Genomic DNA, 19263 nt, shown 5'->3' on the forward strand with positions numbered 1-19263 from the left:
ACACCAACACCAACACCAACACCAACACCAACACCAACACCAACACCAACACCAACACCAACACCAACACCAACACCAACACCAACACCAACACCAACACCAACACCAACACCAACACCAACACCAACACCAACACCAACACCAACGCCAACGCCAACACCAACACCTGGCGGGTACCAGACGGTGCCCGGAAAGGTTCAAGCCGAGAGCTATGCCTCCAGCAATGGAGTTGCGCAGTTTACTTCGGGGACAGGAGATGTCTATGTCGGCAACACGCTGCCGGGGAACGGCATGAACTACTCGTTGCACGTGCAAACGGCGGGGTATTATCAGGTTGTCTTCCGCGTCGCGGCACCTAGCTCCGACAGACAATTTGAGCTGCGTAATGCCTCCGGAACTGCACTTGCGGCCATTACGTTCAACAATACGGGCGGATGGGAGAACTGGACAACGGTATCCGCGACTGTCTCGTTGCCGGTCGGCAACCAGTCGCTCCGCATACACAGTTTGACGCAAGGCTGGAATATCGATTGGCTCGATTTTGTCTATCTGACTCCGCCGCCTCCAGGCCCAATCTCCGTGACCGCTTGCGGCGCAACCGCCAATGATCAAACCGATGATTTAGCGGCATTCAACCTGTGTTCGGCAAGGGCTAAGCTGTTTGACCGGGAGCTCTCAATTCCCTCGGGCAACTTTATTCTGAGCGATATCATCACGTTCGACGGCATAACGGTACGCGGCGCGGGCAAGACGTTAACGACGTTAACCTCCACCAATCCGGAGCGGGGTTCGATCGACCTGAGAGGCGACGGCGTCGAGCTGAGGAGCCTGAAGCATACGTACGCGACGGTCGTGCCTAGAGGAAACGGGGCGAACGAGAAGAACAGCATTACGCTCTACGACACAGCTAATTTCACGATCGACAACGTCTGGGTATACAAAGCGAGCACCGCCGGCATCTTCATCCGCAACGGCTCGAACGGCACGATCAGCAACAATACCGTGGAAGACACGAATGCCGACGGCATTCATATGACGCACGGAAGCTCCTATATTACCGTGGAGAACAACTATGTTACGAGTGTCGGAGATGACTGCATCGCCGTCGTCAGCTACACGCCTGACGGACCGAGAGTCCATAATATTACGATTATTGGCAACGACGTAGGCTACGACTCGGAAGCCCGCGGCATTTCAGTAGTCGGCGGAGCGGACGTCACGATCGAGGATAATGAGATCAACAACACGAGATACGCCGGCATCTACATTTCCGTCGAGGCCGAGTGGAATACGGCGAACGTGGACCGGATTACGTTGACCGGCAACACGATCGACCATACGGGCACTTACGCGGCAAGCGGCCATCCGAACGTGCTGGTCTACTGCTCGCAAGGCAATCTCGACGAAATCACGTTCAACAACAACTTGATCATTAACGCGGTTAATTCCGGCATTGGCGTATGGGGAGGCGGAACGATCGGCGACGTGTACTTCAACTACAACACGGTATCGGGGTCGGGAGGCTCCGCGACGAATATTCAGAAGGGAACGATTCACTTAAACAATAATACCGGATTCTAGCAGACAAAGGACCTTCGGAGGAGGAATAAACGAGATGATTCGACCAGGCAAAATGGTATACCTTTTCTTCTGCCTTACGTTGTTTTCGAGTTTATGGCTGAACGTAGCCGGAGGGATGGCAGCCGCCGATTCGGCTGCGGCGCATCCCATTCCCGGCATGATCGAGGCGGAGGACTTCGCCGACATGAGCGGCATTCAGCTGGATGTCACCGACGACTCCGGTGGTAGCTCGTACATTGGATGGACGGACGCCGGCGATTGGATGGACTATACGGTGAACGTGGAGAAGGCGGGCGTCTATGCCGCTACTCTGCGTCTCGCAAGTCCGCTGGAAGGCACCTCCAAAATCCAGCTTAGAAACGCGGCAAACCAGACGCTCGCGGCAATCAACATTCCGAATACGGGCGATTGGGGTGCGTACCAGAATATCGAGACAAAGCTTAGTCTCTCCGCGGGTGAGCAGACGCTGAGGGTTTACGTGGTGAACGCCGGTTTTAATTTTAACTGGCTGTCCTTCGAATTTGTGTCCGACTCGGTTATTGAACCGGAGCCTGAGCCTAATCCGACGGATGGACCGTTCTTCCAGATCCCTGGCGCAGTAGAAGTGGAGGCCTTCCACTTCGGCAGCGGAGCCGAGGTCAAAGACTCAGCGCATGTGGGGGCCGGGAAATATGTGGGAGCTCTAGATGCCGGTGACTGGATGGAATACACCTATGTGGAGGCTGCCGGAGCAGGCGTGTACGAGGTGGAGTTCAAGGTCGCCAGCCCGAACAGCGGCAAGCGATTCCAGCTCGAGAATGCCTGGGGCAATGTGCTGGCCGACGTGCAGGTACCGAATACAGGTGGTTGGGATGCTTGGCAGACCGTCTCCGCGATCATGACGCTTCCGGCAGGCAGCCAATCGCTGCAGCTCGTGACGGCGGAAGGCGGCTTCAACCTGGACGCGATGGCCTTCAAGCTTGCCGAACCGGCCGACACGACGGTGCCGGCGCCAGCGAACGCGCTGTCGATCGCGGAATGTGGTGCAACGGCCGATGACAACACGGACGACACGGCAGCGATTCAGGCGTGCATCGATTCCGCCCGATCGGAGGGCCGTATCGTGTACGTGCCGGAGGGCACGTTCCTATATAGCGCTTGCCTCGTTCTAGATGGAGCGGATCTGACGGGCTCCGGTCATGGCTCGGTCTTGAAGAGCATCAACGCCCTGGAGCAATGCTTGAGACTAACGGGAGACGGATCGGATGTCAGCCATGTCCAACTCACGACGATTACGACGACGGACCGCCTGTCGACGGACGTGTCAGCCAGAGTATTCGTCGATCCGAACGCCTTGAACTTCTCTGTGAAGAACACTGTCATCGACGGCGCGACGTCGGCGGGCATCATCAGCTTCGGCAGCCACGGCATCATCAGCGGCAACACGGTACGCAATACGCTGGCGGACGGCATTCATATTACGGGGCTCTCCGATGACATTCTCATCGAAAACAATGTGAGTCGGGACACGGGAGACGATCAGATCGCCGTAGTGTCCTATGAGAAATTCGGCTCCTGGGTACGGAACGTTACCATCCGCCATAACGACGTCGCGGGCGGGCATGCCCGGGGCATTACCGTATCCGGCGGCGAGAACATCGCAGTCGAGAACAACAAGATCTCTCTGACAGGCGGGGCAGGCGTATTTATCGCTTCCGAAGGAAGCTACAAGACGTACACCGTGAATGGCCTGCATGTAATCGGAAACGCGATTTACAAGGACAGCTTGAACGGCTCGATTCCGGAGAAGGGAGGCATCCGGCTGCAGGCGACATACAAGAATCCGAGCATCGACAACGCGCTGATCGAGCAGAACTTCATCTTCGGCGCGACGGATAGCGGCATTCTGATCGTAGGCTCGGCGGAGGCGAACGCCGTCATTCAGAAAAATGTCATTACGAATCCGCAGGGCTATGGCATTAGCTTGGTAAGCACCGTAATAGGTTCTTATACCATTTCGGGGAATACGGTGACCGGCTCCGGCAAGCATCCGTTCTCCAATTTGGCAGCGGGTGCCGACGTCGTCAGCGACATGCTGAACGGAACGCCCGGAGGAGGAGGAGAAGGCAGCGAATATGTCGCTGTGAAGGGCACGCCGGTGATAGACGGCGGCGTTGACGATGTGTGGGCGTACTCGACGGCGCTGCAGATGGATACGACGGTCCAGGGCACGACCGGCATCGCAAGAATCATCTGGGACGAGACGGCGCTTTATTATTTGTTCCAAATGACGGACGCCGCGCCGTTCGCGATAGGTGCCAACGAGCATAATGATTCCGTGGAGGTGTGGGTCGACGAGCTGAACGCCAAGAACGGCGCTAGGGGCGTAGGCGACTACCAGGCGAGAGTGGATATCGCGAACGTCAAATCCACTGCGACGGGGCTTAATTTGTCCTCCGTTCAGAGCGAAGTGCGCATGGTGCCAGGCGGTTACATCGTGGAACTCGCCGTTCCTTACACGGCGTTGATTCCGGGGGAAGGGAAGACGATCGGATTCAACGCAAGCGCCAACGACGACGCGAACGGCGACGGCAAACGCGACAACTACATGAGCTGGGTCGACAAAAATCTGCCGTATTGGGCGGATACGAAGGTATATAACAACGTCCTGCTCGCCGGAAGCCCAGTCATCGATGCGCCCAAAGCGACCGGTGTTCCCGGCACCCTCGTCATCTCCCATAACAACGGACATGATCACGGATTGTTGGACGGAAGCTACACGGTAAGCATGAATATGTGGTACGGCAACAACGGAACGGTCTACAAGCTGTACGAGAACGGCGTGCTGATCGATATTCAAAGGCTGATGGACGATTCGCCGAAAGCGCAGACCACGGCAACGGCTATCGAAGGTAAGCGGAACGGCGAGTACCACTACCGGGCGGAGCTTTCGAATGTGTTCGGAACAACGGTCAGCAAGGAGCTTGTCGTGAAGGTAACCCAGGCGAATCCGGGGATGCCCGTGTTGTCCAGCAACAACTGGGATGGAGACGGCAGCTACGACATCCGCATGAATATGTGGTGGGGGACGAACGGAACCACGTTTAATCTCTACGAGAACGGCGTTCTCATTCATTCCGAACAGCTCGAGGTTGGCACACCGAACGCGCAGACCGCCACGGTTGCCGTCAAGGGCCGAAGCAGGGGGGCCTATCAATATCGCGGAGAGCTGGTGAATGATGCGGGCAGTACCTCCAGCGCGGTGATAACGGTAAAAGTAACCCAATAATTGGTTTATCCAACCGCCCTATCCGTCTAAACGGGATGGGGCGGTTTCTTTTGAAGCGTCTAGTAAAAAGCTTAAGATTTTCGTGGAAATCGATTGAATATTTCATAGGGGGTACTGGCGGAGCGCAGTACAATAAAGCTATAACGAGGCATGAGCGGAAAGGAGACTGTACGCATGAGAATATCGAAGATCGAAATGTTCCATGTTCGGCCGAGGTTCAGCTTCCTGAAGCTGTCCACCGACGAGGGGATTGCCGGCTGGGGAGAAGCGGTGGTGGAGGGCAGGTCGCGCACAGTCGAGATGGCGGTGAAGGAGCTCGAGCCCCATCTCATCGGCCAAGACCCGAGACGGATCGAGCATCTGTGGCAAGCGATGTACCGCGGGACGTTCTATCGCGGGGGACCGATTCTGACGAGCGCGATCAGCGGTCTCGAGCAAGCGATGTGGGACATTTTGGGCAAATCATTGAATGTTCCCGTCTATCAGCTCCTGGGCGGAGCCGTGCGCAATCGGATTAGAATGTACAAGGGCGTGGGCGGAAGCTATGCGGAGGAGACGTACGCTAATGCCAAGCGCTGGCGCGAGATGGGTTTCACTATGATGAAGACCGGCATCGAAGCGATGGCCCATGTCATGGAGACGCCAGCCTGGATCTCGAAGCAGGTGGAGCGAATTGAAGCAATCCGGGACGCAATCGGCAACGACTGCGATCTCGGCATCGATTTTCACGGACGGATCAGCCCTGCTCTTGCCGTCAGGCTGATCAAGGAGCTGGAGCGGTTCCAGCCCGCGTTTATCGAGGAGCCTTGCCTGCCGGAGAACGTCGACACGATGGCGACGATTGCCCGCTCCACGACGCTCCCGATCGCGACGGGCGAGAGGCTGTTCACGAAGTGGGCGTTCCGCAATGTGCTGGAGAAGCAGGCGGCGGCGATCTTGCAGCCGGACCTTGCGCATTGCGGCGGCATTATGGAGGGGAAGAAGATCGCCGCGATGGCGGAGGTCTATTTCGCGGGCTTCGCGCCGCATAATCCGCTAGGTCCAATCAACCTGGCGGCTAGTGTCCAGCTGTCCGCGAACGTGCCGAACTTCCTCGCGCAGGAGCATGCGTCGCTCGGAGAAGGGTATTTGAAGCAGCCGTTCGTCGTCACGGACGGCTACCTGGAGATCCCCACTGGACCGGGACTCGGGATCGAGGTCGACGAAGATGCGCTGAAGGATAAGCTGTACGCAGGGGATTGGGATACTCCGAGATGGTTCCACGAGGATGACGGTTCGGTAGCGGACTGGTAGAGCACCGGAGAAGGGGAGGGACTTCATGCAGGATCGGGTTGCGATAATTACCGGCGCCGCGGGCGGCATCGGAAGAGGAATAGCTGAAGTGCTGCTTCGGGAGGGCTGCCGCGTCGTAATCGCGGATTGGAATGAAGAGCTGGGCAGGCAAGCCGCGGAGGAGCTGGAAATGAGCGTCCATGAGGAGCGGGGCGCCAACGCCGGCAATCGCGTCTTGTTCCAGCCGACGGACGTATCGAACCCGCGCGATATCGAGCGGTTAATGGGCAATACGCTTCGCCATTGGAACCGGATTGACATTCTGGTCAATAACGTCGGAACTCATTTCTACCGCAGAATCGAACAAGTGGCCGTCGAGGACTGGGACCGCGTCATGGCAACGGATCTGAGAGGACATTTCTTCGGCATCCGTGAGGTTCTTCCGTACATGAAAAGCCGAAACAGCGGGCGATCGTTAACATTGCTTCCATTCATGCGCTGCAGACGCTGCCAGGCGCCTCGGTCTACGCGGCTGTCAAAGGCGGCATGATCGCGATGTCGCGAGCTCTCGCGCTTGAAGCCGCTCCATACGGAGTCCGGATTAATACGGTGCTGCCCGGCAAGACTCGAATTCGGCAGGATGACGAGCGGCTCGCGAGGGCCGCGCCGGAGGAACGGGCGGAGAAGGAGCGGGGAATGTGGAGCAACATTCCGCTTGGCCGGATTGCCGAAGCTTCCGAGATCGGCGAAGCCGTCGCCTTCCTGGCAAGCGATCGCGCGGCTTTCATTACCGGTACGGCTCTGACGGTCGACGGTGGAGAGTCCCTGCATTTGCATTGGAATCCATAGCTCCCGCGAATCACCTTACGGCCCGAAGCGTAAGGTGATTTGTATTTACGCTGCGAGGCGCTGTGCTACAATGGGAGATGCAGGTAGCGTTGGAAACAACGAAAGGAGAACTAGTTATGAAAGCGGTAACATGGATGCTGCTGGCGCCGTTTCGTTATTTTCGGAGCACGATGTACCGGAGAATTTTGCTTTCCTTCTTTTTTATCATCGTTTTGACCGTTACCGTTCTAATGACCGACTTTTACTTTCGTACGGCGGGAGATTTGAGATCGCAGTCCGTCGATAGCATGATGCGGCTGACCCAGCAATCCTCTGCGACGCTTAACTCCTATATGGGCAATACCAAAGCATTCGCCTGGAACTATTTTGGCGATGCGGAATTTCAGCGATTCGTCCTTACGATGGGACAGGACCCCGACGCGCTCAGTTATTATCAGAATAAATTTATCCAATTCATTAACGACAACCCGATTATGACTTCCGTTACTGTGATTCAGCTGGATGGCTTCAGCACCCGGGTGGGCACCTCCTTTCTGGATACCGTGCCCGGCGAGCGCGATCGGTTGATCGACATCGGTCTGGAGCAGAACGGGAAGGGCGCCTGGGTGGCTACGAGCATCGACAACCGGAATGTGGATGCCGGACTTACGTTAGCCTTCGTCCAGGCGATACGCAATATTTCGTTGTCCTCCCCCGGACCAACGATCGGCGTTATGATTTACGAGATGTCACCTGTGTCGCTGCGGCAATGGCTGAAGGATGTGGAAGGCAACGGCAACAGCTTAACCTCCATCGTTCGAAGCGAGGACGGAAGCGTCGTGTATGGCTCGGCCGCGGAAGCCAGCGAGAGCGTCGCGCTAAGTCCGGAGGAGCTGGTCCGGATAAGAAGTGGCGGGGCGAACGGGCATTTCAATTCCGGCAAGGGAGCCGGCTCCTCGCTTGCGGTGTATCAGAAGCTGACGGGAACGGACTGGCTACTCATGTCGAGGTATCCGACCCATAAATTAATGCAGCCCGTAAATGATTTCACTAAGCGGACTGTCGTCATCGGAGCGTCGATTCTCCTCGTGGCGATGCTGCTCGCCAGCTTTCTCTCCTCCAGAACGATGACTCCTTTGAAAGAGCTGAGCAAAGGGATGAAATCGATCGAGGTCGGCAACTACGCCATTAACCTGCCCGTGAGAAGCAAAGACGAGATCGGCTATTTGAGTACTTCGTTCAACAGGATGGCGAGGGAGATCGACCGGCTGATCGTGAAAGTATACGAGACGGAGCTTGTGAAGAAGAATGCGGAAATTAAGGCGCTTCAATCCCAGATCAATCCCCATTTCCTCTACAATACGCTGGGTATAATCGACAGCCTGTCGACCATGGACGGCGACGGCCGCGTGTCCATGATCAGCCGCTCGCTCGCGAAGATGTTCCGCCACAATATCAGCGGCCAGCCGGTTTCCACCTTGGAAGCGGAGATGACCCAAATCCGGTTATACTTATCGATTCAAAAAATCCGGTTCGATGCCAGGCTGGATTATTCCATTTACCTGGAGCCAGGACTCGAGGATGTTCCGATTCCGAAGCTGCTGTTCCAGCCGCTCGTCGAGAACAGTATTCTGCACGGCATCGGACCAAGCGTGGAAGGCGGTGTTGTCCGGATAGAAGCGACTGCCGCCGATAACGGCCGCGTTGAAGTCAGTGTATGGAATAACGGGTGCCCGATTATGCAGGTGAAACAGGCGTGGCTGAGCAAGCGTCTGTCCTCCCATGTGAGGAGCGGGGAGCTTTATCTGGAGGAATCTTCCATTGGGCTTCTGAACGTGCAGTCCCGCATCCGAATGTTGTACGGGGACGCATGCGGACTTCGCTTCATGAGCAGCGAGGAACGCGGCACGACGTTCACGGTTACGATTCATCGACAATTGCCCGGAGAGGGGGATGTTCATGCGGACCATCATCATTGACGACGAGCCAATCATTCGACAGGGAATCGTGCACAAGATGAAGCGAACCGGTCTTCCTGTAACGATCGTCGGCGAAGCCTCCGACGGAATTGCTGGACTTGAGCTTGTCCGTTCCGTCCGGCCCCAGGTTGTCATTACCGATATTCAAATGCCGGGAATGAACGGTCTCGCGTTTATCCGGGAAGTGAAGGAGATATGGCCCGAAACCGAATTCATCGTAGTCAGCGGATATGATGACTTCGACTACGCCAAGCAGGCGATGCGTTACGGGGTCAAGCATTATTTGCTTAAGCCGCTGGAGGACGACCAGCTGCACGAGTCGTTATCCGAAATCATGGAGCGGGTCGAGAAGGATGGGCTGAAGGCATCCGCCATGGAACAGCTTCAATCGCTGGAGGAATCTAGCCGCGAGCTCAGCCTCAGGCAGGAGCTAACCCGCTTCCTTCAGCATGGAGAGTCTGCCCTCGATCACGAGGAGCTTAGGAAGCTGGAGCAAAGGAGCGGGCTACTTGCAGCTGTCGTGCTGCAAGTCAAGCCGTTTACCCTGCCCCATTTTTCATTCGAAGCCGGGGAGCAGGAGCTTCTTTTCTATGCCATGAAGAACATTATGATGGAGCGGTTCGAATCGGCGAGCATCGCCGGCTTGCTCGTCCATCACGCGTTGGATCGGAACGAGTTTGTATTCATTGCGGGCTTGCGGAGCGCGGAAGAGCGTTCCCGAGTGACGGTCGCCCTAGAAGAAATCGTTTATGGCATGAACAAATATTTGCGGCTCGGTATCACGATCGGCGTTGGCGCTTACGTATCGAAGCTCCAGTCGATTCCGGCTTGCTACCGTGAAGCCCGCCAGTTGTCCCGAAATGCGATTCTGCACGGGAGCAACCGGATTTACGACAAGAACCGTCCGGCCCCCGGTCATCCAAACCGCAAGTCCATCATCAGCGAAGAAGACGAGAGAATGCTGTTCGAGTCGCTGAAGAGCTGGGAAGCGGACAAAATCCATCGATGGACGGAGCGGAGAATCGGCTCCATCGCGCAGGATCCCGATTCAGTCTACGTGCAGCTAGAGTGGTTCTGCGTCGATCTTTACCTCCTGCTCCACAAGTACCTGCTCTCCGTCCCACACTCCACGGAATGGGTGATTGGCGAGATGGATGATCTGCAGCAGTGGCTCGGGCTGCTGACGGATTGGCGGGATGTCGTCGTTCAGATGAAGCGGATGACCGACAACATTATCGGACATCAGTCGCGCACGGATTCGGCGGCGGGCAAAGACATCATGGAAGCTGTCAAAGCCTATATCGATTCGGGGTACGGCGAGCCGATTTCCCTCCAATCCATATCGGAGAAATTTTTTATCCACCCGAATTATTTCTCAAAGCGGTTCAAGGAGAAGTACGGGATCAGCTTTATCGATTACTTGACGGCCATTCGCATGAAGCAGGCCGCTCTCCTTCTTCGCGACAGCGAGCTGAAGATTCATCAGATCGCCGTGCGTGTGGGCTTCGAGGATGCGGCTTACTTCAGCAGCGTGTTCCGCAAGATGTACGGCGAGACGCCCAAGCAGTACCGGGAGAAGCCTGCAAGAGCTTAAGATATTCATGGATAGACCTTAAGATATTCCGTTAAAGCGGAGCCGAAGCGGCCCTATAATGAGGAAGAGAAGACATTAGGCCGAGGAGGAACCCATGGTGAAGAGAAGCTGGCAAACAACATCTTTAATGGCTTTGGTAACCGCAGTACTCGTAGTAATGACCGCATGTTCCGGGAATAACGGGGGGAACGGCACAGGAGGGAACGCATCTTCCGAGCCTTCTAACAGCCCGTCCGGCGAGCCGACCGAGCAAGCGTCGGAAGCGCCGGAGACGGTGGAGATCGTCGTCTGGGACAAACCGCACGCGGACGATGCCAACAAGGCGCTGCGGGAAAAGCAGTTCGCTGATTTCGAATCTAAGTATCCGCATATCAAGGTTAACCACATGGAGCAGACGAAGGAGAAGGAGCGCGAGCAGTTCATGACGGCCGTCGCCGGCGGCGAACAGCCCGACGCGTACTTCACTGCTTACCCGGACATGGAGACATACATTGCCGAGGGCATCGCGGCGGACATTACGGAATTGTGGAACGGCCATCCGGACAAAGGCAACTTCCTTCCGTCCTCGCTCGACGCGGGTACGGCGGACGGCAAAATCTACGGCGTGCCGAGCTCGATGTACGTCACGGCGCTCATGTACAACAAGCAGATGTTCGCGGATGCGGGTCTGGATCCGGCCGTTGCGCTTAAGGATTGGAATTCGTTCGGCGAAGCGGCGCAGAAGCTGACCGATCCGGCCAAGAACCAATACGGCTACGCGATTCTCGGCATGGACTGGGCGGATTGGTTCTTCGAATATTACGTTTGGCAGGCGGGCGGCGACTTGACGGAGAAGCAGGCGGACGGCACGGCCAAGCTGACGTTCACCTCCGACGCGACCGTTCAAGCTCTGCAATATTACAAGGATCTAAAATGGAAATACAAAGCCACGCAGAAGAACGTCGTGCAAAGCTTGGACGATAACCAGAAGGACTTCTATACCGGACGGTCGGCGTCGACCGTAGCTGCCTCCGACTGGTTCGGAACGATGGTCACGAAGGGCATGGATATAGCGAACATCGGTTTTGCGCCGCTCCCGGCAGGTCCTTCGGGCACTTCCCCGGCCCAGGTCGGCGGCAACTACTGGATCATTAATCCAAAGGCCTCGGTGGAGAAGCAGGAAGCGGCGTTTACGTACGCCATGTACTTCTCGTCCAAGGAGGTCATGGAGGAAGGCCTGCAGTTCAACAAGGATAACGGCATCTTCCCTAACCTGCTCACCGTGCGTACGGATATCGACATGTCGCAGTTCGTGGAGGGAATGCCGACCGATCTCGTGGAAGGCGTCCGGAATGCCGCAAAGGAGCCGCATCTGGAATATTTCCTGAAATCGAGACTCAGCCCTTATATCGTGAAGCCGATCCAGACCGTCCTGCTGGACGAGAAGGCCGAGCCGGCAGCCATACTGCAAGCGGCGCAGGAGCTGGCGCAGAAGGAAGTCATCGATCCTTACAATAGCGAGATCCAAAAATAACGGATGCCGGGATTCCTTCTCTAGGGTTGGAGTCCCGCTCTTCTTCTAGGAGCGGAATGCCTTATGACGATAAAACGGTTTTCGATCCCTTGGATGCTTATTCTCTTCCTGTTTCCTTCCGTTGTCTGTTTCCTGCTATTCAAATATTACCCGCTGCTGCACATGATCTATATCAGCCTATTCGACTATAGCATCGTCAATCCGCCCGGCAAGTTCGCGGGCTTAACCAATTATACGGGTATCCTTACGTCGGCCACCTTCTGGGAAGCGGTCTCAAATACGTTCGTCTTCTTCGTCCTTTATCTCGTCCTGACGTTCTGGGTGCCCGTTATCCAGGCGCTGCTGCTCAGCGAAATCCGCAAAGGAAACGCCTTGTTCCGGTTTCTGTACCAGTTGCCGACCATCATGCCTATGGTGGCGGGTGTGCTCATCTGGAAGTGGATGTACAATCCGGATTTCGGTTTGCTCAATTACTGGTTATCATTCGTCGGATTGGGACCTTATCTCTGGTTGAACGATCTCGATATCACGAAGCTGGCGATTGTTCTGCCGAGCCTGTTCGCGGGCTCCGGCATCTCGCTTCTGCTCTACTATTCCGCAATCCGCTCCGTTCCGACGGAAATTTTGGAGGCTGCCAAGGTGGATGGCGCCGGTCCGTGGAAGCGCATGTGGACGATGCTGCTGCCGAATATCAAATTCATCATCATCATCCAATTCGTCACCTTCATGTCGGGCGTCCTGCTGGCGTACGACAACATCTACGTCATGACGCAGGGAGGACCGGCGGGGAGCACGACGGTTGTCTCCATGTTGATCGTCAATACCGCGTTTCAACAGTCTCGATTCGGCGTATCCGCAGCGATGTCGGCCTTTATGTTCCTTGTCATCGCCCTCTTGACGATCATTCAGAACAAAATTTCTTCGGTAAAGGATTGATTGCCATGAAACCGAACCGCATCGTGGAGAAAGGCCACCGGTCTTTGATCATTACGGCGTATGTCGTTACGATCTTCTTCGTCGTCTCGGCTATCATTCCTGTACTCTGGATGCTCGTGTCTTCCTTGAAAACGGAAACCGACATTCTGGCCTATCCGCCCAAATGGACGCCGAGCATTCCGCAGTCGGTGCAGGTAACGCTGGACTATTCCGGCGTGGAGGAGCGGGATGCCCTATTCTACGAGAAAGAAGCGATGAAAGCGACCTGGTACCCGTGGATGAAAAATCTCCGCGAGAACATCGGGGAAGTGAAGGTAACGGGCGTACGGGATGGGCAGATCATCTATAGAGCCCGTACCATTTCGTCGTCGTTCCATGTCGGCCAGCCCTTGATCGTGCCTTCAACCCTGTTCAACGAAACGCAGATGAATCTGAAGCTTCCGTTCATCCGGGAACAGAAGTTGTCTGATTTCGAATGGTTCGGAGAGGACGGGGGAGAACAGGCGTCAGACGGACTCTTCGTATCGGACGCCGCGATCTCCAGCAAGTTCCAATCGTTTTATTCGTCCACCCCGCTGGTCGAGGGCAAGGTGACGGGCATCGAGGAGCGTTTCTCATGGATCCGCATGTTTGACAGCTACCTTGCCTTAAACAAAATCGCGCAAGACGCATCGGGAACACTCGGGTTTTTCCAATATTTCCTGAATAGCACGATCGTTACGTTGGCTACCGTTACCATACAATTGGTGCTTGGTGGCATTGCGGGTTACGCTATCTCGTTCCTCATTAAGAGCAAGAAATGGCAATTCATTTGGGTCATGTTTTTCCTAGCCACGATCATGATTCCGGGCATTTCCCTGCTGCTCCCGCAATATTTGTTAATGAAGGATCTGGGACTCGTTAACACGCTGTACGCTATCATTCTGCCGCACTCGGCCTGGGGAATCGTCATCTTCTTGTTCAAAGGCTTTTTCGACCAGCTCCCGGGAGAGCTCATGCAAGCGGCGAGAGTGGACGGTGCGTCGGATTTCCGAATATTCTCGCAGATCGTCGTGCCGCTCTCCTATCCCGTATTCACCGTCGTCGCCGTCATGACGTTCATCCCGGTGTGGAACGAGTTCCTGTGGCCACTCGTCGTGAACAACAATCCGCAATTTTGGACGTTCACGGTGGCGCTCAACGATCTTCAGAACAAGAGCAGCGTCCAGCAGAACATGGTGATGGCAAGCTCGCTGCTGTCTATGGTACCGCTATTTATCGTGTTTATTACGTCGCAGAAATATATCGAGAAAGGCGTTGCCTTCTCCGGGGTGAAAGGATGACGGACATGAGGAAAATCAAGGTTGGCATGATCGGGCTCGGCGAGGTGGCCCAAGTGATTCATCTGCCCATTCTCCAGAACATGGAGGAGAGGTTCGAGCTTGTTGCGGTGTGCGACGTATCGCCCGGTCTGGTCGCGGCGATCGGGGAACGGTACCGGGTGACGCGCAGGTATTCGGATGCGGAGGAGCTGATCGCCGATCCGGAGGTCGAAGCGGTATTCGTGCTGAACAGCGACGAGTACCACGCGGATTGCATCGTGGCCGCGGCCAAGCGGGGCAAGCATGTATTCGTAGAGAAGCCCATGTGCCTGAACATCGGGGACGCGGAGCGGGTCATTGCGACGAGAAACGAGAGCGGTGTGCAGGTGATGGTCGGCTATATGAGGCGTTATGCGCCCGCGTTCGCGCAAGCGGCCAGGGAAATTCGCAGTCTGGGGCGGATTAATTACGCCCGCGTCCGGGATATTATCGGACCGAACAGCTATTTCACCGGGCAAAGCTCGAATGTGCTGCGATTTTCGGATATGCCGAGGGCGCTCGACGAGGATCGGCAAAGGAGGGGACGCACTCAGGTGGAGCAGGCGCTCGGGAAGCTTGCCGAGCCATTCTACCATACGTATCGCTTCATGGGAGGGTTAAGCAGCCATGATCTCTCGGCGATGAGGGAGTTGCTCGGCATGCCTTCCGGCATTCTTGCGGCAGCCCGCTGGAACGGTGGCCAGTTCATGAGCGCGATTTTCCAATACGACGGCTTCCATGTTCTATACGAGACGGGCGTCGACCGACAGGGACGCTTTGACGCCTCCATTGAAGTATTTGGTGAGGAGAAATCGGTGAGTATCAATTACGATACCCCTTACATACGCCATCTGCCGATCACGGTTACCGTAACGGAGACGGAGGGTGATGCCTACAAGGAAACCGTTCTACGGCCGACCTACACGGACCCGTATACGGTGGAGCTCCAGCAGTTTTACGACGCCGTCGCGCATGGCGGCACGGTGAAGACGACGCCGGAGGATTTCGAGGACGATCTGAGGCTGTTCCGGATCCTGGTCGAAGCGATGGCTCGGGCGGAAGGGCTATAAGTCTTCGAAAAGGATAACAATGGAAGTTGAAAAACAGCGTAGCGACAAGGGATTTCGTAATATTTTGGTTGATTTCAACTCGTTATATATTTTTATCTCATGTTTGGAAGTGAAACCACAAGAATGCTTTTATAATGGGCATTCCTGTGGTTTTATTATTTGACGGATTGTAATATGAAGTGCGACAGCTAAAAACAAAGATGCCCATGAAAGGATTCGTGTAAAATGGAAGTCGCCACAACGAAGCATCCTATGAGCGAAGATCTTCTAGCGTGCCTGTCGGCAAATATACGAAGGCACTCGCCGAAGAACTCCAGTTGAAGCTGCAGGAAACCCGGTCTCCTGAGCAGATCGCCGAGAAGCGTTGTATGGATGGAAAGCCTTTGGTTCATTTCAAGACGATCTACAGATGGCTATCAAGAGGCGCCTCACAGCGGGAATCAACGTACTGCGACATAGGAGGGGCAAGCGCCAAAAGCCAATGGAAACATGCGGTCGTTTCCTCGTCGGTACGCCAATCAGCAAGCGATCGAAAGAAGTGCATAAGGGTACGACGTTCGGTCATTGGGAGCTAGATACCGTCGTTTCCAGCCGAGGCAAAAGCAAGGCTTGCGCGCCTACCTTCATCGAACGAAAAACGCGACTGTACGTTGCACTGAAGATGCCTGACCGTACGGCTCACTCGATGGAGATTGCCTTTGGTATCGTGCCCAGCCAATACCCACTTGGCACCTGTCAAACCGCAACAACTGATCGTGGCAAAGAGTTTGCCTGCTATGCGCGCCTAGAAGCTGTGCACAACGTGAAAGTCTACTTTGCTGTTTCCTATTCCTCTTGGCAGAGAGGTTCCAACGATAACGCCAATGGTCTCCTTCGGGAATTCTTCCCCAAATGGCATGACTTCGCTTCCGTTACCGATAGCCAACTCGCGGATGTCATTCGTTTGATTAACAATCGCTCCCGTAAATGTCACGGATGGAAGTCGGCTCACGAAGCCTTCATGGAAGAGGTGTCGCACTTAGCTTGACAATTCGTCATAAGAAAAAACGGATTAGCTTTTCATCACTGGTAGCGATGAGGTCGTCATGAAATAATGACATCAGGTTGTGTACTCATAGTCAAAAAATTCGACAATACCGGGGAGGATTTAGAGGATCTAATCTCCATCGGCACGATTGGATTGATTAAAGCGATAGAGAGTTTTCAGACCGGCAAAGGCACGAAGCTCGCGACGTTCGCGGCTCGCTGTATTGAGAACGAAATACTTATGCATCTGCGGTCGCTTAAGAAAACCCGGAAGGACGTTTCTTTGCATGACCCGATCGGCACGGATAAGGAAGGCAATGAGATTACGTTGATCGATATACTCGGCACGGAGGCCGATGATATCGTGGATAAGGTACAGCTGAAGATTGAGAAGAGCAAGATATATAAGAATTTGGATATACTCGATCGAGAGAAAGAAGTTGTCATTGGCCGCTTTGGGCTCGAGCATGGCGGGGATGAGCGGACGCAGCGGGAGATAGCGAAGGAATTGGGCATTAGTCGCAGCTACGTGTCGCGGATTGAGAAGAGGGCGCTCATGAAGTTGTATCATGAGTTTTATAAGGCGAAGCGATAAGAAATATCTGAGCTCTGATAGAACATTTGGTACTATGGTTTGTAGTAGTGAAATCAAATGTTTTTTCAATAAATGAAACCAAATGGCAGAGATGTCGTTTGGTTTTTTACTGTTTACATACTTGACACATGTGGAGTGCTGTGTGTTGTTGGTTAGGGAGTATTGTTAAGAAGCCACATTTACCTGCTTTAATAAATAGCTACTTTGCCCGAAGCTTCTAAAGTTCGGGCTATATTTGTTATAACCAAAGTAATTAATTCAGTGCAGGGCATTTGATGAGGCTTCCGTCGTCGAATGGAGAATAGATTTATATAATCATTAGTAGAGTTGATGTTCGTCCGAACAATATCAAGTTTACAGTTTATCAGGTGTATGGTGTTGGGGTACGAGATCAGATGAACAGATTAATTGAATAAGGTCTATAGGACTAAATAGAGTAGGAATAGAAAATGCTGTGATAAGGGCGGTGCATACCACGATAATCAAAAGCTAAGCTCAATGAAGAAAAGGCTTGGAACAAAATAGAATCTAAGGCCAAAATGATTCGCATGATGACAGAGAATCCTGCAAAATTTTATGATTTGGAATTTTCAATAGCTTTGTCTTGTTCATTGTTTTCAATTGCCACAGTAAGACGTGGTAAAGGTATACCTAACTTTTTTGCTTCTCTCACAACTTCAAGTACCGCAAAACCTGCTTTACTATTGTTGTATTCGATGAAAAGTCGTGGTAAGCTGCCCTTTGCAAAAATAACCTTGTTAAAAAGCGTACCGAGTAGTGCTGGTGGAATCTTAGTTAACAGTAGAGAAATCGTATCAATCTTTGCTCCTCTTGCTTTAAGTACAGGGATAATTCCCCTCATATTCTTACCAAGATTTGCGAACGAGTCACTATGATTCATGAGTGCTGGAAAACTTCCCAGTTTTAACACCTCGGTCTCTATAGCCGCATTCATGGCAAAGTGATTCCATAGCCAGTTTTGCATATCCTTTTTCCAACTAATTTTAAAATGGGCACTTTCAAATAGTTCTTTGACCTTGTTGTTAATATGTTCAGTGCCTTCCCGTGGTTTTTCCAGAAATAGCATTTTCAAAAAGCCACCTCTAAGCCTATTGTCCGCGATGCCGCCTCCTCCTCCTGGAAACCCAAAGACAACATTGTTCATAGACAATGGTGAGATCGATGATTTCAAATCTTGCCAGACGTTATTGAATATTAGGACAGGGGTGTTTCCAGCAGCAGTCGATAGTAATTGTGCTGCTTTTGGAAGTTGTTCCGTGTTGACACTCACAATAATGAGATCATAATTTGGGCTCATCTCCTCATGCAGTTTGACGTTCCAGTTTTCTTTTATTAGCTGTTTCCCTCTTCGTGCGTCCCACATTTCAAGCTCTATGTTGCTTCCGAAGGTTTCTTTTCTCCCTTTTCTAACGTAAAACTCAACTGTATGCCCTGCCTTTTCAAAAGCCCAAGCATATTGGGTCGATATTACACCTCTACCGAAGAATAAAATTCTCATATTGCCTCCTAAAAATATATATTAATCATTGTTAATGACCAAACAACGTGTTGTATAATGTTATTGTATAGATTCACTATATGGTCATCAACCATCAGATTTTTAATTTCTGTCGTATAATCGATTGAACAGAAAAATGGAGGCAAATAATGAATAAGCAACCTGAAATTACGGACAAAACAAGGCAAACATTTATAAATGTATTCTGTGATTTATATAGCCAAAAACCAATTGAAAAAATATCCATTCAAGAGATTGCTAACCAATCAGGATATAATCGCAGTACTTTTTATCAATACTTTACGGATATCTATGAGTTGTTGGACTGCGTTGAAGAGCATGTCTTGAAATCCATTAACGAGGAAATGGCAGGCAGAGAGTTTTCTACACATACTTTCCAAGATGCACTTCAATGCTTGGAAAATGCAGAGGAAATTTCAGTTCTTAAAGCCCTCTTGGGCGACTATGGTTCTGTTCATTTTGTTGAACGCCTGAAAAGAGAAATTCCCTTTGAGCGATTGATTGTGGACTTTCCAACAAATGATGTCTTAGCGCCATACATCATTGAGTTTTACATATCAACATTAATATCTATGTTTCGCCTTTGGATACGCAACAGCAAAGATCTATCGTCGGAAGAATTGGTCAAGTTGGTAGATAGCCTATTTGCAAATGGGATAACACCGTATCATATCTTTGGCACGGTCAATCCGCGGCGCTCTGATTCGAATAAAAAGTAAGG

Annotated in this window: 12 protein-coding genes and 2 pseudogenes; 13 read left to right on the forward strand and 1 reads right to left on the reverse strand. The window is 53.1% G+C overall.

Annotated elements, in window-relative coordinates; all coding sequences use genetic code 11:
• From FHS16_RS02005 to sigK, 12 genes and pseudogenes are all read left to right on the forward strand, one after another.
• A partial coding sequence (locus tag FHS16_RS02005) for a carbohydrate-binding protein (RefSeq protein ID WP_183558128.1) occupies positions 1 to 1581 on the forward strand: 1581 nt, incomplete at its 5' end.
• 34 nt (positions 1582 to 1615) lie between these two features.
• The gene (locus tag FHS16_RS02010) at positions 1616 to 4849 is read left to right on the forward strand and encodes a carbohydrate-binding protein (RefSeq protein WP_183558130.1); all 3234 of its coding nucleotides are present in this window, start codon (positions 1616 to 1618) and stop codon (positions 4847 to 4849) included.
• Positions 4850 to 5023: 174 nt separating this feature from the next.
• Positions 5024 to 6142, forward strand: a complete 1119-nt coding sequence (gene dgoD, locus FHS16_RS02015) for a galactonate dehydratase (RefSeq protein ID WP_183558133.1) — start codon at positions 5024 to 5026, stop codon at positions 6140 to 6142.
• A 25-nt stretch (positions 6143 to 6167) separates the two neighbouring features.
• A pseudogene (locus FHS16_RS31560) lies at positions 6168 to 6970 on the forward strand (SDR family NAD(P)-dependent oxidoreductase).
• Between the two features lie 116 nt (positions 6971 to 7086).
• Positions 7087 to 8928 (forward strand): sensor histidine kinase, encoded by a 1842-nt coding sequence (locus FHS16_RS02030; RefSeq protein WP_183558138.1) that lies wholly within the window; start codon positions 7087 to 7089, stop codon positions 8926 to 8928.
• Positions 8909 to 10522, forward strand: a complete 1614-nt coding sequence (locus FHS16_RS02035) for a response regulator (protein ID WP_183558141.1) — start codon at positions 8909 to 8911, stop codon at positions 10520 to 10522. Before FHS16_RS02030 ends, FHS16_RS02035 begins: the two co-directional genes overlap by 20 nt.
• Before the next feature lie 94 nt (positions 10523 to 10616).
• Positions 10617 to 12035 carry an extracellular solute-binding protein gene (locus FHS16_RS02040; protein WP_183558144.1) on the forward strand — a complete coding sequence of 473 codons (1419 nt, stop codon included), beginning with the start codon at positions 10617 to 10619 and terminating at the stop codon, positions 12033 to 12035.
• 63 nt (positions 12036 to 12098) lie between these two features.
• On the forward strand, positions 12099 to 12971 hold the full coding sequence (locus tag FHS16_RS02045) for a carbohydrate ABC transporter permease (RefSeq protein ID WP_183558147.1): 873 nt from the start codon (positions 12099 to 12101) through the stop codon (positions 12969 to 12971).
• 5 nt (positions 12972 to 12976) lie between these two features.
• Positions 12977 to 14293: a carbohydrate ABC transporter permease gene (locus tag FHS16_RS02050; protein ID WP_183558150.1), complete on the forward strand. Its 1317-nt coding sequence runs from the start codon at positions 12977 to 12979 to the stop codon at positions 14291 to 14293.
• A gap of 5 nt (positions 14294 to 14298) precedes the next feature.
• Complete coding sequence (locus FHS16_RS02055; protein ID WP_183558153.1) at positions 14299 to 15381, forward strand: Gfo/Idh/MocA family protein; 1083 nt, start codon at positions 14299 to 14301, stop codon at positions 15379 to 15381.
• A 242-nt stretch (positions 15382 to 15623) separates the two neighbouring features.
• Positions 15624 to 16408: pseudogene (locus FHS16_RS02060) on the forward strand (IS30 family transposase); the annotation flags it as partial.
• Between the two features lie 66 nt (positions 16409 to 16474).
• Positions 16475 to 17002, forward strand: a complete 528-nt coding sequence (gene sigK, locus FHS16_RS02065) for an RNA polymerase sporulation sigma factor SigK (RefSeq protein ID WP_183558156.1) — start codon at positions 16475 to 16477, stop codon at positions 17000 to 17002.
• 574 nt (positions 17003 to 17576) lie between these two features.
• On the opposite strand, the gene FHS16_RS02070 is transcribed toward sigK, so the two are convergent.
• Positions 17577 to 18521: a ketopantoate reductase family protein gene (locus FHS16_RS02070; RefSeq protein WP_183558159.1), complete on the reverse strand. Its 945-nt coding sequence runs from the start codon at positions 18519 to 18521 to the stop codon at positions 17577 to 17579.
• Positions 18522 to 18670: 149 nt separating this feature from the next.
• On the opposite strand from FHS16_RS02070, the gene FHS16_RS02075 reads away from it, so the two are divergent.
• Positions 18671 to 19261, forward strand: coding sequence for a TetR/AcrR family transcriptional regulator (locus tag FHS16_RS02075; protein WP_183558162.1), 591 nt, complete (start codon positions 18671 to 18673; stop codon positions 19259 to 19261).
• The last annotated feature ends 2 nt before the right edge of the window (positions 19262 to 19263 follow it).

Origin of the sequence: Paenibacillus endophyticus, assembly GCF_014192395.1 — a bacterium.
Classification (GTDB): Bacteria; Bacillota; Bacilli; order Paenibacillales; family Paenibacillaceae; genus Pristimantibacillus; species Pristimantibacillus endophyticus.

Coding starts and splice junctions, on each gene's coding strand:
- FHS16_RS02035 (WP_183558141.1), top strand. CDS start 8,909: ATGCGGACCATCATCATTGACGACGAGCCAATCATTCGACAGGGAATC.
- FHS16_RS02055 (WP_183558153.1), top strand. CDS start 14,299: ATGAGGAAAATCAAGGTTGGCATGATCGGGCTCGGCGAGGTGGCCCAA.
- dgoD (WP_183558133.1), top strand. CDS start 5,024: ATGAGAATATCGAAGATCGAAATGTTCCATGTTCGGCCGAGGTTCAGC.
- FHS16_RS02010 (WP_183558130.1), top strand. CDS start 1,616: ATGATTCGACCAGGCAAAATGGTATACCTTTTCTTCTGCCTTACGTTG.
- FHS16_RS02075 (WP_183558162.1), top strand. CDS start 18,671: ATGAATAAGCAACCTGAAATTACGGACAAAACAAGGCAAACATTTATA.
- FHS16_RS02040 (WP_183558144.1), top strand. CDS start 10,617: ATGGTGAAGAGAAGCTGGCAAACAACATCTTTAATGGCTTTGGTAACC.
- FHS16_RS02050 (WP_183558150.1), top strand. CDS start 12,977: ATGAAACCGAACCGCATCGTGGAGAAAGGCCACCGGTCTTTGATCATT.
- FHS16_RS02030 (WP_183558138.1), top strand. CDS start 7,087: ATGAAAGCGGTAACATGGATGCTGCTGGCGCCGTTTCGTTATTTTCGG.
- FHS16_RS02045 (WP_183558147.1), top strand. CDS start 12,099: ATGACGATAAAACGGTTTTCGATCCCTTGGATGCTTATTCTCTTCCTG.
- FHS16_RS02070 (WP_183558159.1), bottom strand. CDS start 18,521: ATGAGAATTTTATTCTTCGGTAGAGGTGTAATATCGACCCAATATGCT.
- sigK (WP_183558156.1), top strand. CDS start 16,475: ATGACATCAGGTTGTGTACTCATAGTCAAAAAATTCGACAATACCGGG.